The sequence below is a fragment of the Streptomyces sp. NPDC041970 genome, from assembly GCF_055588985.1.
This window is the reverse complement of the sequence record NZ_JBVJCD010000007.1, coordinates 93037-107137: the sequence shown is the minus strand read 5'-3', so window position 1 is coordinate 107137 and position 14101 is coordinate 93037. Positions and strand designations below refer to the sequence as shown.

General features: G+C 76.3%; 11 protein-coding genes. 3 read left to right on the top strand and 8 right to left on the bottom strand.

From position 1 onward, the window contains the following. Positions 1-30: 30 nt before the first annotated feature. From ACZ6EJ_RS06250 to ACZ6EJ_RS06225, 6 genes are all read right to left on the bottom strand, one after another. Positions 31-741 carry an SIMPL domain-containing protein gene (locus ACZ6EJ_RS06250; RefSeq protein WP_469264963.1) on the bottom strand — a complete coding sequence of 237 codons (711 nt, stop codon included), beginning with the start codon at positions 739-741 and terminating at the stop codon, positions 31-33. A 76-nt stretch (positions 742-817) separates the two neighbouring features. Next, positions 818-2245 carry a lysine N(6)-hydroxylase/L-ornithine N(5)-oxygenase family protein gene (locus ACZ6EJ_RS06245; protein WP_469264962.1) on the bottom strand — a complete coding sequence of 476 codons (1428 nt, stop codon included), beginning with the start codon at positions 2243-2245 and terminating at the stop codon, positions 818-820. Continuing rightward, the gene (locus ACZ6EJ_RS06240) at positions 2242-3711 is read right to left on the bottom strand and encodes a pyridoxal phosphate-dependent decarboxylase family protein (RefSeq protein WP_469264961.1); all 1470 of its coding nucleotides are present in this window, start codon (positions 3709-3711) and stop codon (positions 2242-2244) included. The genes ACZ6EJ_RS06245 and ACZ6EJ_RS06240 overlap by 4 nt, the downstream gene beginning before the upstream one ends. 953 nt (positions 3712-4664) lie before the next feature. Next, positions 4665-7232, bottom strand: coding sequence for an aminopeptidase N (gene pepN / locus ACZ6EJ_RS06235; protein WP_469264960.1), 2568 nt, complete (start codon positions 7230-7232; stop codon positions 4665-4667). 154 nt (positions 7233-7386) lie between these two features. Next, positions 7387-7734, bottom strand: a complete 348-nt coding sequence (locus ACZ6EJ_RS06230; RefSeq protein WP_469264959.1) for a chorismate mutase — start codon at positions 7732-7734, stop codon at positions 7387-7389. A 299-nt stretch (positions 7735-8033) separates the two neighbouring features. Continuing rightward, positions 8034-8813, bottom strand: coding sequence for a serine protease (locus ACZ6EJ_RS06225; protein WP_469264958.1), 780 nt, complete (start codon positions 8811-8813; stop codon positions 8034-8036). A gap of 286 nt (positions 8814-9099) precedes the next feature. Between ACZ6EJ_RS06225 and ACZ6EJ_RS06220 the strand changes: the two genes are divergently transcribed. Continuing rightward, positions 9100-10002: a hypothetical protein gene (locus ACZ6EJ_RS06220; protein WP_469264957.1), complete on the top strand. Its 903-nt coding sequence runs from the start codon at positions 9100-9102 to the stop codon at positions 10000-10002. Between the two features lie 30 nt (positions 10003-10032). Continuing rightward, a complete protein-coding gene (locus ACZ6EJ_RS06215; RefSeq protein WP_469264956.1) occupies positions 10033-10794 on the top strand; it encodes an ankyrin repeat domain-containing protein in 762 nt (253 codons plus the stop codon). A gap of 72 nt (positions 10795-10866) precedes the next feature. On the opposite strand, the gene ACZ6EJ_RS06210 is transcribed toward ACZ6EJ_RS06215, so the two are convergent. After that, on the bottom strand, positions 10867-11427 hold the full coding sequence (locus ACZ6EJ_RS06210; RefSeq protein WP_469264955.1) for a GNAT family N-acetyltransferase: 561 nt from the start codon (positions 11425-11427) through the stop codon (positions 10867-10869). Positions 11428-11961: 534 nt separating this feature from the next. On the opposite strand from ACZ6EJ_RS06210, the gene ACZ6EJ_RS06205 reads away from it, so the two are divergent. Then, positions 11962-12303, top strand: coding sequence for a hypothetical protein (locus tag ACZ6EJ_RS06205; RefSeq protein WP_469264954.1), 342 nt, complete (start codon positions 11962-11964; stop codon positions 12301-12303). Between the two features lie 147 nt (positions 12304-12450). Here ACZ6EJ_RS06205 and ACZ6EJ_RS06200 read toward each other — a convergent pair whose 3' ends face one another. Further along, complete coding sequence (locus tag ACZ6EJ_RS06200) at positions 12451-14091, bottom strand: DEAD/DEAH box helicase (RefSeq protein WP_469264953.1); 1641 nt, start codon at positions 14089-14091, stop codon at positions 12451-12453. Positions 14092-14101 lie beyond the last annotated feature (10 nt).

Below are 14101 nucleotides of genomic sequence, written 5' to 3'. Positions count from 1 at the left end.
GATGGCGCGGCGGGGCGTGCGGGCGGGTGGTCACCCCAGGGTCGGGGGGACGAGGGTGAAGGACGCCTCGACCTGGGCGTCGACGCTCTGCCGTACGGGTTCGAGGTCGAGGGGCGCGGCGCCGGCGGGCTCCGCGCCGGCGGACGCGAACCGGGGCTGCTCCCCGAAGGCGGCGCGCGCGAAGCGGGGGCCGCTGTGGACGCCGGTGTCGCTGAGTTCGAGGAGGGCGTCGAGGCGGGTGCCGAGGGCTTCGGCGTACTCGCGGGCGCGCTGGAGTGCTTCCCGGACGGCTCGGTGGCGGGCGTCGGCGTGGACCGGCGAGTCGGGGCGCAGGGCCCACCAGGGGCCGTCGACACGGGTCATCTCCTGGTCCGCGAGGCGGGCGACGAGCTCGCCGAGGGTCGCGAAGTCGCTGATGTCGATGGTGAGTTGGATGCTGCCGTGGTAGGCGCGGACGCGTTCTGCGCGGCCATGGCGGGCCAGTTCGGGTCGGATGGCGAGGGCGCCGGTCTCCAGCTTCTCGACGGCGTCGCCGTGACTCCTGAGGAGGTCGAGGGCGGCGGCGTTGCGGCGGGTGAGGTCGTCCAGGGTCGTGCGGCGGTCGGCGCCGCGGGCGGTGAGGGTGAGGGCGATGCGGGCGATCTCCGGCTCCACTTCGAGGTGGGCCTCGCCGCGCACGGTGACGTGGGGGGCGGCGGGGGTGCCGTACGGCCGGTGGGCGGTGTCCGGGGTCTCGGTCATGTGTTCACTGTGGCACGGTCGGTGGCCGGTGGCCCTGGTCCTTCCCTGTCGGGGCCGGGCCACCGGGGCGTCCGGGTCAGGTGGCCCGGCCGAGCGGGACGAGGGCGGAGTGCTGGGCGGGGACGCGGGCCGCGTGGGGGGCGAGGCCGAAGGTGGTGAACGCGGTGCGCTCGGGCAGGGGGTAGGGCTCCGCACCGGTGAGGTGGTTGAGGATGGTGGCGCTGCGCCAGGCGGCGAGCCCGAGGTCGGGGGCGCCCACGCCGTGGGTGTGGCGTTCGGCGTTCTGTACGTAGACGTGGCCGGTGACCGCGGGGTCCAGGACGAGGCGGTACCGGTCGTCGATGCGGGGGCGCCGGGAGGCGTCGCGGCTCAGGTAGCGGCCGAGGCCGCCGAGGATCGCGTCGAGGGGGCGTTCGCGGTAGCCGGTGGCGAGGACGACGGCGTCGGTGGCGAGGCGGGAGCGGGTGCCCTGCTGGGTGTGTTCGAGGTGGAGTTCGACGCGGCCGCCCGTGACGCGTCCGGCGGTGCGGACGCTGACGCCGGGGGTGAGGACGGCGTCGGGCCAGCCGCCGTGGAGGGTGCGGCGGTAGAGCTCGTCGTGGATGGCGGCGATGGTGTCGGCGTCGATGCCCTTGTGGAGCTGCCACTGGCGGGGGACGAGTTCGTCGCGGGCGGATTCGGGGAGGGCGTGGAAGTAGCGGCTGTAGTCGGGGGTGAAGTGCTCCAGGCCGAGCTTGGAGTACTCCATGGGCGCGAACGCCTGGGTGCGGGCCAGCCAGTGGATCCGCTCCGCGCCTTCGGGGCGGGCGCGCAGGAGGTCGAGGAAGACCTCCGCGCCGGACTGGCCGGAGCCGATGACGGTGATGTGCTCGGCGGCCAGGAGCCGTTCGCGGTGGCGGAGGTAGTCGGCGGAGTGCAGCACCGGGACCGACTCGGCTTCGGCGAGGGGCCGGAGCGGTTCGGGGACGAAGGGTTCGGTGCCGATGCCGACGGCGATGTGGCGGGCGTGGGCGCGGCCGAGGGCTTCGGCTTCGCCGTCGCGGCCGAGGTGGGTGAAGTCGACCTCGAACAGGGCCCGGTCGGCGTTCCAGCGGACGGCGTCGACCTGGTGGCCGAAGTGGAGGCCGGGGAGCTGTTCGCTGACCCAGCGGCAGTAGGCGTCGTACTCCGCCCGCTGGATGTGGAAGCGCTCGGCGAAGTAGAAGGGGAAGAGCCGGTCGCGGGTGCGGAGGTAGCTGAGGAAGCTCCACGGGCTGGCGGGGTCCGCGAGGGTGACGAGGTCGGCCAGGAAGGGGACTTGGAGGCTGGCGCCGTCGAGGAGGAGGCCGGGGTGCCAGTGGAAGGCGGGGCGCTGCTCGTAGAAGGCGGCGTCGAGCGGGCGGGGGTCGCCGGGGGCCGCGGGGACGCCGTGGGCGAGGGCGGCGAGGGAGAGGTTGAACGGGCCGATGCCGATGCCGACGAGGTCGTGCGGCTGGCCGGGGTCGAGGTCGGGCCGATCGGTCATCGCGGGGTGTCGCCTTCCGTGGGGTGAGGGGTGTCGGCCGCGGCGGGGTCGGCGGGCGGCGGGCCGGCCGGTCGGGGGGCCGGGTGGGGGCGCAGGTCGGAGGTGGTGCGGGTGACGAGGTCGATGAGGCTCTGGAGGTCCTCGGGGGTGGTGTGGGGGTTGAGGAGGGTCGCCTTGAGCCAGAGGCGGCCCTGGGCGTGGGCGCGGCCGAGGACGGCGTGGCCCCGGTGGAGGAGGGTGCGGCGGACGGTGGCGACGGTGCGGTCGTCGGCGCCGGTGGGGCGGAAGAGGACGGTGCTGATCGCGGGGCGGTCGTAGAGGTCGAGGCCGGGGGTCTTGGTGACGAGGTCGGCGAGCCGGTGGGCGTGGGCGACGGTGCGGTCGACGAGGTCGGCGAGTCCGCTGCGGCCGAGTGCCTGGAGGGTGACGGCGATCTTGAGCGCGTCGGGTCGCCGGGTGGTGCGCAGGGAGCGGCCGAGGATGTCGGGGAGGCCGGCTTCGGTGTCGTCGTCGGCGTTGAGGTAGGGCGCCCGGTGCTGGAGGGGGGTGAGGTGGTGGCGCTCGGGGACGGCGAGAATGCCGGCGGACGCGGGCTGCCAGCCGAGTTTGTGCAGGTCGAGGGTGACGCTGTCGGCGCGGTCGAGGCCGTGGAGCCGGGAGCGGTGGGTGGGGCTGAAGAGGAGGGGCCCGCCGTAGGCGGCGTCGACGTGGAGTTCGGCGCCGTGGGCGGCGCAGAGGTCGGCGACGGCGTCGAGGGGGTCGATCTCGCCGGTGTCGGTGGTCCCGGCCGTGGCGACGACGAGGAGGGGGCGCTGGAGGTCGGTGAGGGTTCGGGCGAGGGCGGCGGGGTCCAGGACGCCGGTGGGGGCGGGGACGACGACGGGTGCGGGCAGGCCGAGGAGCCAGGCGGCGCGGCCGACGCTGTGGTGGGCGCTGGCGGCGCAGACGGTCTGGACGGGCCCGTTGCGTTCGCGGGCGAGGAGCAGGGCGAGCTGGTTGGCCTCGGTGCCGCCGGTGGTGACGACGGCGTCGGGCGCGGGGGCGCGGGGGAAGACCTCGGCGGCGAGCGCGGCGGTGAGGTCGGCTTCGAGGGCGGAGGCGGCGGGGGCCTGGTCCCAGGAGTCCATGGAGGGGTTGAGGGCGCTGGCGGCGAGGTCGGCCGCCGCGGCGAGCGCGAGGGGCGGGGTGTGGAGGTGGGCGGCGCAGTGCGGGTGGGCGGGGTCCGCGGCGCCTTCGGCGAGGGCGGTGACCAGACTGCGCAGCGCCTGGTGGGCGCCGGTGCCGTGGTCGGGGATGAGGGGGTGGGCCGCGCTGCGGGTACGGGGGGTGACGGCGTCGGGTCCGCCGGCCGGGAGCGGGCCGCCGCGGAGGGCAGCGCCGTCGCGGAGCGCGGTGAGGACGGTGTCGAGGAGGGGGCGCAGGGCGTCGGGGCCTGCGACGCCTCCGGCGAGGGGCGGGGTGGGCATGGGTGGGGTGGTCCTTCGGGAGCGCGGGGGCGGGCATGTCAGCTTGTCCCGCGTTTCGGGTGGCGCGGCCGAAGAGACCAACGATCTGAACTCGAAAGGGGTACTGGTGACCGGTGCGACCCGATCGAGAGGGGCAAAGGTGGTATGGCTGTGCGACCCGTGGACGGCTGTACGGGGTGGGGGCGCGGCGGGACAGGCGGTCGTACGGCGGTGGCGGGCGCGGGCGGCTCGCACGGCGCGCGCGGGCGGGGCGGCGCGCCGGCCCGGTCGGCGGGCCCCGGCGGCCGGGCGGGGTACCGCGTTCGTACGGGCTGGTGGCGGGCGCGGGCGGCCCGCGCGGGACGGCGGGGCGCAGGGGCGCGCGCCCGCGCCCCGGTCGACGCTCGCCGCCTCCGGGCAGGGGTGCCATGTCGACACATCGGCAGGAAGCACCCCGGCCTACCGGCTCCCCGGCCCGGAGAGGCGAGGCGGAGGACGGTCGGCGGCGGACGCGGGGCGGCGGAACGTGAGGGCGTGCCGCCCCGCCGACCCGGCCCGGAGAGGGTGAGGGAGGACCGCCGGTGGCGAACGCGTACAGTCGGCACGGGACGCGCGGCACAGGCCCCGGCCCCGGTACGGTCCGCGCACACCGCCCGGCCGACCCGCGTGCGCACCCGCGCCCCGGAGAGAGTGAGGCGGAGGACCGCCGGTGGCGCGCGTACAGCCGGCACGGCACGCGCGGCACAGGCGCGGGCCCCCGCCCGGACCGCGCCCGGCCGCCCGGCCCCCCACGTGCGCACCAGCGGCCCGGAGGGGCCGGACGCGGGCGGCGAGGCGCGAGGGCGTGTCGCGCGCGTCCCCCGGCCCGGAGAGGGTGAGGCGGCGTGCCGACGGCGGCCGGCCCGGTGACGGCGGAGGCGCCGGGCCAGGCGCGGGAGCACCGGCGGGCGGGGGGGGCGGAGCGTCCGCGCGGGTCAGCCGGCGGTGGCCGTGCGGACGGCGAGGGCGCGGCGGAGGTCGTCGAGCTGGTCGACGAGCCTGCGGCGCAGGGCCGGGGTGAGGGCCGGGTCCTCCAGGGCGCGGGCGCCGGTGGCGAGGCTCTCGGCGTCGACGGCGTACGCGGGGAAGGCGTGGCGTCCTGCGGCCTCCGCGATGGCCGGGCCCCGGCGGGCGGCGAGGGCGGCGGCCTCGCGGTAGAAGCGGGGCACGTAACCGCTGAGCAGTTCCTCCTGGCCGGGCTGCCAGAAGCCCTGGGCGGTGGCGGTGAAGAGGTAGTTGGAGAGGGTGTCGTCGGTGAAGAGGGCGTCCCAGGCGGCGGCCTTGGCCTCCGGGGTGGGCAGGGCGGCCCGGCAGCGGGCGGCGCCTTCGCGGCCGGTGGCGCTGGGGTCGGCCGCGAGGGCGGCGTCGATGGCGGCCTCGTCGGTGGCGCCGAGGGCGGCGAGGCGGGTGAGGATGCGCCAGCGCAGCTCGGGGTCGAGCTCCGGGCCGCCGTGGACGGTGTCGTCGTCGAGCCAGCTCCGGAGGGTGTCGGGCTGGGAGGCGGCGTCGATGAAGTGGCGTACGGCGGTGAGGCGCAGGCCGGGGTTGGAGCCGTCCTCGGTGCGGCGGATGAGGTCGCGGCAGAGGCTGGTGAGGGTGGCGAGCGCGGCCGGGCGGTCCGCGGGGGCGGTGTAGCGGGCGGCGATCTGCCCGGCGGCGAAGGAGAGGACGCCCTGCACGAGGGCGAGGTCGCTCTCGTACGGGAGGTGGGCGCGGGCGGCGGCGAGGTAGGCGGCCGGGGCCAGGTCGCCGTCGCGGACCATGTCGCGGGCGGTGTTCCACACGACGGCGCGGGTGAGGGGGTCGGGGAGGCCGGAGAGGTCGGTCAGGACGGTGTCCCAGGAGACGGCGTCGAGGCGGACCTTGGCGTACGTGAGGTCGCCGTCGTTGAGGACGACGAGGGCCGGCCGGCGGCCGGGGCGGACGGTGGGCTCGTCGTCGCCGGGCACGTCGATCTCGAAGCGGTCGCGCAGGGCGAGGTGGCCGGGGCCCGCCTGGGTGTTGAGGGCGTGGTCGTAGACGCCCGCGGTGACGCGGTGGGGGCGGCTGCCGTCGCGGGTGACGGTCAGGGCCCAGGACTGCCCGGTCCCGCCGGGCTCGGCGCTCTCGGTGATGTCGGCGGTGAGGGTGTCGACGCCGGTGGTGCGCAGCCACCGCTCCGCCCAGGCGTGGACGTCGCGGTCGGTGGCGGAGGCCAGGTTGTCGATGAAGTCGGCCAGGGTGGCGTTGGCGAACCGGTGCCGGGCGAAGTGGGCGTTGATGCCGGCGAGGAAGTCCTTCTCCCCCAGCCACGCGACGAGTTGGCGCAGGGCGGAGGCGCCCTTGGCGTAGCTGATGCCGTCGAAGTTGAGGAGGGCGGACGCGGTGTCGGGGACGGCGTCGGGCGCCGGGGCCACGGGGTGGGTGGAGGGGCGCTGGTCGGCGTCGTACCCCCATCCCTTGCGGTCGACGCCGAAGTCGACCCAGGTGTCGGGGAAGCGGGCCTCGCCCGCTCGGCGGGGGTTGAGGGCGCGGGGGAAGGCGGCCTCGGCGAGGGTCTGGTAGCCCATGTACTCGGCGAAGGACTCGTTCAGCCAGATGTCGTCCCACCAGGTCAGCGTCACGAGGTCGCCGAACCACATGTGGGCCATCTCATGGGCGATGGTGACGGCGCGGGTCTGGCGCTCGGTGTCGGTGACGGCGGAGCGGTAGACGTAGGCGTCGCGGAAGGTGACGAGTCCGGGGTTCTCCATGGCGCCCGCGTTGAACTCGGGGACGAAGGCCTGGTCGTAGGAGTCGAACGGGTAGGGCTCGTCGAACTTCTCGTGGTAGCGGTCGTAGCAGGCGCGGGTGATGTCGAGGATCTCCTCGGCGTCGGCGTCCAGGTACGGCGCGAGCGAGCGGCGGCAGTGGAGGCCGAAGGGAAGCCCGGCGTGCTCGGTGGTGACGGAGTGCCAGGGGCCCGCGGCGACGGCGACGAGGTAGGTGGAGATCAGGGGGGTGGGGGCGATGGACCAGCGGCCCTCCCCCGTGCGCTCGGCGATGCCGTTGCCGAGGACGGTCCAGCCCTCGGGGGCGGTGACGTCGACGGCGAAGACGGACTTGAGGTCGGGCTGGTCGAAGGCGGCGAAGACGCGTTGCACGTCGTCCAGGAAGAGCTGGGTGTAGACGTAGGTCTCGCCGTCGGCGGGGTCGGTGAAGCGGTGCATCCCCTCGCCGGTGCGCGAGTAGCGCATGGCGGCGTCCACGCGCAGCTCGTGGGGGCCGGGGGCGAGGCCGGTGAGGGGGTAGCGGTTGCCGTCGAGGAGGGCGGGGTCCAGGGGCTGTCCGTCCAGGCTGACCGAGCGCAGGGTGGCGGGCTTGATCTCGACGAAGGTGTCTCCGGCCGAGCGGGCGGTGAACCGGACGGTGGTCCGGGAGTCGAACGTCTCCTCGCCGGTGGTGAGGTCGAGGGCGATCGTGTACCGCTCCACGTCGATGATCTGGGCTCGGGTCTGCGCTTCGTCGCGCGTCAGTACGGACATGGCCCCATGCTGCCGTACGGGGTGCGCGGGGGCCCAGGGGGTTCTCCCTCGGCGGACGGGCGGCGTACGGAGGTCGCGGGCCGGGCGGTCGTACGGGCGGTGCGGGCGGTCGGGTCGTCGGCCGTCTCCGCCGCGCCCCGGCGGGAGGGGGCGGTCAGGCCCCCGCGGCGGTCCCGGACGCGGCGCCGCCGTTCCCCGCCTCGTCCGCGATGCGCTCGTGGTGGCGGATGACCTCGGCGATGATGAAGTTCAGCAGCTTCTCCGCGAACGCCGGGTCCAGGTTCGCGCTCTGCGCCAACTGCCGGAGGCGGGCGATCTGGCGGGTCTCGCGCGCGGGGTCGGCGGGCGGCAGGCGGTGGTCGGCCTTGAGGCGGCCGACCTGCTGGGTGGCCTTGAAACGCTCGGCCAGCATGTGGACGACGGCGGCGTCGATGTTGTCGATGCTCTCGCGCAGCCGGTTCAGCTCGGCCTGTACGGACGCGTCGATCTCGCTCGTGCTCATGGTGAGCGAGCTTAGACGCACTCCGTCACGTCCCGTTCGGCGGCGGGTCCTCCGGGAGGGGACCCCTGTTCGCGGCGGGCGGAGCGGCGGGGCCCGGAGCGGGGGGTCGGCGGGCGGAGGCACGGCCGCGCCGCACGGACGCGGCGGGCCCGGTGCGCGCCGGCCGGGCGCCCGCGCGGAGGGGGCGCGTTCGCACGGGAGGGGCGCGCCCGCGCGGGAGGGAGGGGGCGCCCGTCCGGACGGGCGCCCCCGAGTGGTTCAGCCGCGCTCACCCGGCCGGGGCCGGGCGGTGGGCGGCGTCAGAGCGTGGCGGCGGCGGAGGCGATGGCCGAGGCGAAGGTCGACACCTCGGTGTAGACGCCCGGATAGTCGGGACGGGCGCAGCCCTGGCCCCAACTGACGATGCCCACCTGGACCCACGCACCCGCGTCGTCCCGGCGGAACATCGGGCCGCCGGAGTCGCCCTGGCAGGTGTCGACGCCGCCGGTGCCCAGGTATCCGGCGCACAGCTCCTCGGCCGCGACCAGCTCGCTGCCGTAGGCGGCCCGGCAGTCGGCGTCGGAGACGTAGGGCACCTGGGCCTTGAGGAGGTAGCGCTGCTGGCTGCCGCCCTCGCGGTTGGCGCCCCACCCGGCGACGGTGAAGGTGCCCTGGTTGTACGCGGTGGTGGTGGCGGTCTTGAGGGTGGGCAGGTTGATCGGCTGCGCGAGCTTGATCAGCGCCCAGTCCTTGCCGGTCCCGTTGTAGCCGGGGGCCTGGAGGACCTTGGTGGACCTGACCTTGATGGCGCTGGAGGACTGGAGGTCGACGACGCCGGCGGTGGCGGTGATCGAGGTGTTGTTGCCCGATCCGCTGACGCAGTGGGCGGCGGTGAGGACGATGTCCTTGGCGTAGAGGGAGCCGCCGCAGCCCATGGAGAGCCGGACCATGAACGGGAACTCGCCCTGGGCGGCGCGGGTCCCGCCGACGACGGGGTTGGGGGCCGCGGTGGCGGTGGCGGGCTGGAGCCCCACGGTCGCGACGGCGACGGCGGCTACGGCGACGGAGCATCTCTTCAGCGCACGCAGGATCTGCTTCACGGGCTGCCTTCCTTCGGGGGAACGACGTGTGGGGGTGCGGTGGGAGCTTCCTGTGGGATGCGCGCGGTCCGGCACGCACGGGTCCGGCCGGAGCGGCGCACCCGGCGCCGCAGCCAGCTTGGTCATGCACCCGACAAGAACGCTCCGATTATCGGGAGCCGTTCACCGCCCCCACAAGGCGCACTTTCCGGCCAAGATCATCATGCTGGGCGGCCACCGCTTCCGGCCGACTCCCCGGCCCGGCCTACAGTGGATTCCCTCGGATGTCGCGGAGGGGGTGCGGACGTTGGCCGACCGCCCCCCGGTCCCGCCGGTCGTCCGCGGCTTCCCGCACCTGGACACCGTCCGCTCCGCCGTCACCGCCCTCTACCGGCGGCTCTCCGTCGACGGGGTCCGCGCCTACGCCCCCAGCCTCGCGCCCGCCGACGCCGTCTTCCCGGACGGGGCCGACCCGCACCTCGGCGCCCAGCGGGTGGCCCGCTCCCTGGCCCGGCACCTGCGCCTGCCCGACGCCCGCGTGACCGTCGGCTTCCGCGCCATGGAGCACGCGGCGAGCGTCGAACTCACCGCGGGCCCCGCGTACTTCATCGAGCTGAACGACCGCTTCCGCACCCACCGCAGGGACGTCGGCGCAGCGCTCGCGCACGAGATCGCCCATCTGCTGCTGCACCGGCTCGGCCTGGAGTTCCCCGGCACCCGGGCCAACGAGATTTTGACCGACACGGCCACCGCCTACCTCGGCGCGGGCTGGCTGCTGCTGGACGCCTTCCGGGAGGACGCCACCACCCGCCAGAAGCTCGGCTACCTGACCCCGGAGGAGTTCGGATACGTCCTGGCCCTGCGGGCGTTCGCCTTCGACGAGGACCCCTCCCCGTGGTTCACCAGCCCGCAGGCCCGCACCGCGTACGCCCGCGGGCGGGCCCTCGCCCTGGACGACCTGCGCAGGCCCCCGCTGGCCGCAGCCGGCCGGTCGAGCCGTCGGCGGTACGCCGGGGACCGGCGGCGCGCCCGCCGGAACCCCGGCGCGGCCCCGTCCCCGGACGCCCCGTACGCCTTCGACCACGGCCCCGAGGGGCTGCGCGTCTCCTTCGCCTGCCCCGTCTGCCGCCGACGCCTCCGGGTCCCCGTCCGGGGCCGGTTCACCGCGCGTTGCGGGCTGTGCCGCACGGCACTGGAGTGCGTCACCTGAACATCCGTACGAACACCGTAGGGTCGCACCATGACGAACGACCCGATCGGGGACGGGCCGAGCCTGTTCGCCGCGCTCCACGAGAACGAGAACGCCCTCGTACGGGCGCTGCGCGCCGGGGCGCCGGCCGAGTCGAGCGACGAGGAGGGCACCACGGCGCTCTATCTGGCATCCGTCCAGAACCTCCCGGAAGCGGTGCGGCTGCTGCTCGCCGCCGGAGCCGACCCCGACCGGGCGAGCGGCCCCGAGGCGGGCGACCTGCCGCTGTGCGGGGCGGCGTGCGGCGGGCACACCGAGGTGGTGGAGGCGCTGCTGTCCGCCGGCGCCCGGCCCGACCTGCGCGAGACGTTCGGCTTCACGGCGCTGCGCTGGGCGGCGGGCCTCGGCCACGCCCCTACGGTGGAGCTGCTCCTGGCGTGGGGCGCGAACCCCCTGCTGCCCGGACCCGGCGGGGAGGCGATGCTGGTCCTGGCGGCCCGACGCGGCTCGACCAGGACCGTACGGGCGCTGCTCGCGCACGGTGCGGGGGCGCCGGGGCAGGAGCCCGTGGTGGCCCAGGCGCTCTCCGAGGCGCGGCGGGCGGCCGGGCTCGACCCCGAACGCGAGCTGCTGCGGCGGCTGGAGGAGATGTACGGCACCGGCCTCGACACCGCCGTCCGGCGCGAGCGGGCGAACGGCGAGGAGACCGTGACCGTGGAGCTGCTGCGGAACGGGACGCCGGCCGCGGGGGTGGACCAGCACACCGGGCACGCGGAGATCGCCGCGCTGCTGGCGGGCCGGGCCCACCCGTAGGGCCGAAGGCCGGTCGTTCCCGTCGGCGCCCGTGCGGGCGCCGTGCGGCGGGCGGGAGCGGTCGGAGGGGCCCTACCGGCCCTTCTCCCAGGCGGCGCGGGCGAGTTCGTAGGCGACCTCGCCGTGCTCGGAGCCCTCGATGACCTCCGGCCAGTCATCGGTGTACGCCCGCGCGAAGGTCAGGCCCGCCTTCTCCATCACCCGTCGGGACGCCGCGTTGACCGCCATGGTGTTGGCGGTGATCAGCTCGGCGCCGAGGTCGGTGAACGCCTTGTCCACCAGGGCCCGCGCGCCCTCGGTGGCGTAACCCCGGCCCCAGGCGGACCGGTTCAGCCGGTAGCCGAGTTCGACCACGGCGGGGTCGTGGTCCTCCAGCGGCCGCAGCTCGAACCAGCCCAGGAACTCTCGGGCGCCCTTGCGCTCGGCGGCCCAGTAGCCGCGCGTCCCGGTGCACGGGTGGTCGTGGAGGAGGCGCGGCAGCGTCCGGTCCCGGATCTCCTCGGCGCTGGTGGGCCGGCCGCCGTTGATGTAGCGCATGACGCCGGGGTCGCCGTCGAGGGCGAGCAGACGGGGGGCGTCGGCGTCCGTGAACGGGCGCAGCACGAGCCGGTCGGTCTCCAGGAAGGTTGGCATACGGGTGATCCTCGCCGTCGCCCGCCGACGCCCGCCACCGCATTTCCAGCGGGGCGGGGGTGCGGGACCGGTCGGGTTCACGAGTCGGGGGCGCCCGGCCCGGCGTCCTCGACCCCCGGCCGCCGTCACGCGCCACGCGTCGCCACGACCCCGTGCGGGGAGGCGGGACCGGTCGCGGTCACCGCCGCGAACGGGACCGGGGCCCGGCGTTGCGGCCTTCGGCCGCCGTCACGCTCTGCCACAGCCCGGACGGGGACGCGGCACCGGTCGCGGGAGCCGACGCGAACGGGTTCAGGGCCCGGCCTCCCCGCCCCCGGCCGCCGCGTCACGCGCCACGCGTCGCCACCGGGCCGGACGGGGCCGTGGCGCCGGTGGCCGTCACCGTCGGAAGGGGGCCGGGCCCCCGCGTTCCGGCCTTCGACGGCTCCGACCGGGTGACGGCGCCGGCGGCCGCGCCGCCGCCTGCCGCGCCCGGCCGCCTCCGGCCGCCAGAGTGTCCAGGGCCCGTCGTCCCCGCGCACTCCGGAGCCTCCCATGTCCCCCTCCCCCACCGGACCGGCCGCAGCGGACGCCTTCCTCGCCGTGTGCGGCCACACCCATCTCTTTCCCGGCGCCCGCTGCCGCGTCCAGGGGCTCCCCGACCCCCGCGCCTTCGCGGCGGACCCGTACCCCGTCGACCTGGTCCTGCGCTTCTCCGACGACGCGCGGACCGAGGCGGGGCTGCGCACCGCGGGCCCGGCGGGCCCCGTCCTCGACGTGCCGGCGCACACCACCGGCGCGGGCACGTCCATCGGCGACCGCACCTGGCTGGTCCGCGCGTGCGCCCGCGTGGGAGACGACGTGGAGCTGGTCCTCGGCGGCCACGCCCCGGCCTGAGCGCCGGGCGGGGACGCGGACCCGGTGCGCGGCCCGCGCCCGTCCCAGGACGGCGAAAGGGGCCGGGGTGCGGCGGGGCGGGCCTCGGAAGGCCTCACCCCGCCGCACCCCGGCCCCGTGCCCCCGGAACGCTGAACGGCTACGCGGTCACGCGGCCCGACGCCCCCGCGTGCCCGCGCCGCCGCGTCCCGTGCCACGCGACTCGCCGCCCGAGCGGGCGGCTCCGCCGCGTGCGCCGGGCCCGCCGGAGCGTCCCGCGCCGCGCGCCTCGCCGCCGCCCTGAGCGCCGCCGCCGGCAGCGCCCGTTCCGCCGCGCCGTCCGCGTCCCCGGCTGCCGGAGCGCACCGCGCCCCCGTTGCCGGAGCCGCCCGCCGCGCCGGCCGAGCGGGTCCGCTGCTTGGGCGGGGTGGGCTGCGGGACCTCGATGACGATCGCGACGCCCGACGGCTCGCGCGCCCCGGTGATCCGGGTCAGCTCCGCGTCGCCGGAGGTGACGCGGGTGGTGCGCGGCGCGATGCCCGCGTCCTGCATCAGCCGGGTCATCTCCCGCTTCTCCTCGGGGAGCACCAGCGTCACGACGCTGCCGGACTCGCCGGCGCGCGCCGTGCGCCCGCCGCGGTGGAGGTAGTCCTTGTGGTCGGTCGGCGGGTCCACGTTGACGACCAGGTCGAGGTCGTCGACGTGGATGCCGCGCGCCGCCACGTTCGTCGCGACGAGCGCGGTGACCTGGCCGGTCTTGAACTGGTCCAGGGTCCGGTTGCGCTGGGGCTGCGAGCGCCCGCCGTGCAGGGCGGCCGCCCGTACGCCGCTGGCCAGCAGCCGCTTGGCGAAGCGGTCGGCGGCGCGCTTGGTGTCGACGAACATGATCACCCGGCCCTCGCGGGCGGCGATCTTCGTGGCGACGGCCTTCTTGTCGGTCTCGTCCAGGACGTGGAGCACGTGGTGCTCCATCGTGGTGACGGCGCCGGCGGACGGGTCGACGGAGTGCACGACCGGGTCGGTGAGGAACATCTTCACGAGCCGGTCGATGTTCTTGTCCAGCGTCGCGGAGAACAGCATCCGCTGGCCGTCCGCCTCGACCTGCTTGAGCAGCGCGACGACCTGCGGCATGAAGCCCATGTCGGCCATCTGGTCGGCCTCGTCGAGGACGGTGATGGCGACTTCGTCGAGCCGGCAGTCGCCGCGCTCGATGAGGTCCTTGAGCCGGCCGGGGGTGGCGACGAGCACTTCGGCGCCGCGCCGCAGGGCGGTGGACTGCTTGGTGATCGACATGCCGCCGACGACGGTGGTGAGCCGCAGGTTCACCGAGGTCGCGTACGGGGTGAGCGCGTCGGTGACCTGCTGGGCCAGCTCGCGCGTCGGGACGAGCACGAGGGCCAGCGGGGCGTGCGGCGCGCTGCGGCGTCCGGCGGTGCGGGCCAGCAGGGCCAGGCCGAAGGCGAGCGTCTTGCCGGAGCCGGTGCGGCCGCGGCCGAGGATGTCCCGGCCGGCCAGCGAGTTCGGCAGGGTCGCGCCCTGGATCGGGAACGGCTCGGTGACGCCCTGCGCCGCGAGGGTCTTCAACAGCGCGGCGGGCATGTCCAGGTCGGCGAAGGCCTCGACGGCGGGCAGCGCCGGGGTGATGGTCTCCGGCAGGGCGAACTCGCCGCCCTGAGCGGCGGGCCGGCGGGCCGGGGCCTTGCCGCGGGCGCCGCCGCGGTTGTTCGACGCTGCCGGGGCCGCGCCCTGGCCTCGGCCCCGGACGGGGCGGCTGCGGGGGGTGCGGTCCTGGCGTTCGGAACGGGTCATGGGGAATTGC

Coding starts and splice junctions, on each gene's coding strand:
- ACZ6EJ_RS06250 (WP_469264963.1), bottom strand. CDS start 741: ATGACCGAGACCCCGGACACCGCCCACCGGCCGTACGGCACCCCCGCC.
- ACZ6EJ_RS06245 (WP_469264962.1), bottom strand. CDS start 2,245: ATGACCGATCGGCCCGACCTCGACCCCGGCCAGCCGCACGACCTCGTC.
- ACZ6EJ_RS06240 (WP_469264961.1), bottom strand. CDS start 3,711: ATGCCCACCCCGCCCCTCGCCGGAGGCGTCGCAGGCCCCGACGCCCTG.
- pepN (WP_469264960.1), bottom strand. CDS start 7,232: ATGTCCGTACTGACGCGCGACGAAGCGCAGACCCGAGCCCAGATCATC.
- ACZ6EJ_RS06230 (WP_469264959.1), bottom strand. CDS start 7,734: ATGAGCACGAGCGAGATCGACGCGTCCGTACAGGCCGAGCTGAACCGG.
- ACZ6EJ_RS06215 (WP_469264956.1), top strand. CDS start 10,033: ATGACGAACGACCCGATCGGGGACGGGCCGAGCCTGTTCGCCGCGCTC.
- ACZ6EJ_RS06210 (WP_469264955.1), bottom strand. CDS start 11,427: ATGCCAACCTTCCTGGAGACCGACCGGCTCGTGCTGCGCCCGTTCACG.
- ACZ6EJ_RS06205 (WP_469264954.1), top strand. CDS start 11,962: ATGTCCCCCTCCCCCACCGGACCGGCCGCAGCGGACGCCTTCCTCGCC.
- ACZ6EJ_RS06200 (WP_469264953.1), bottom strand. CDS start 14,091: ATGACCCGTTCCGAACGCCAGGACCGCACCCCCCGCAGCCGCCCCGTC.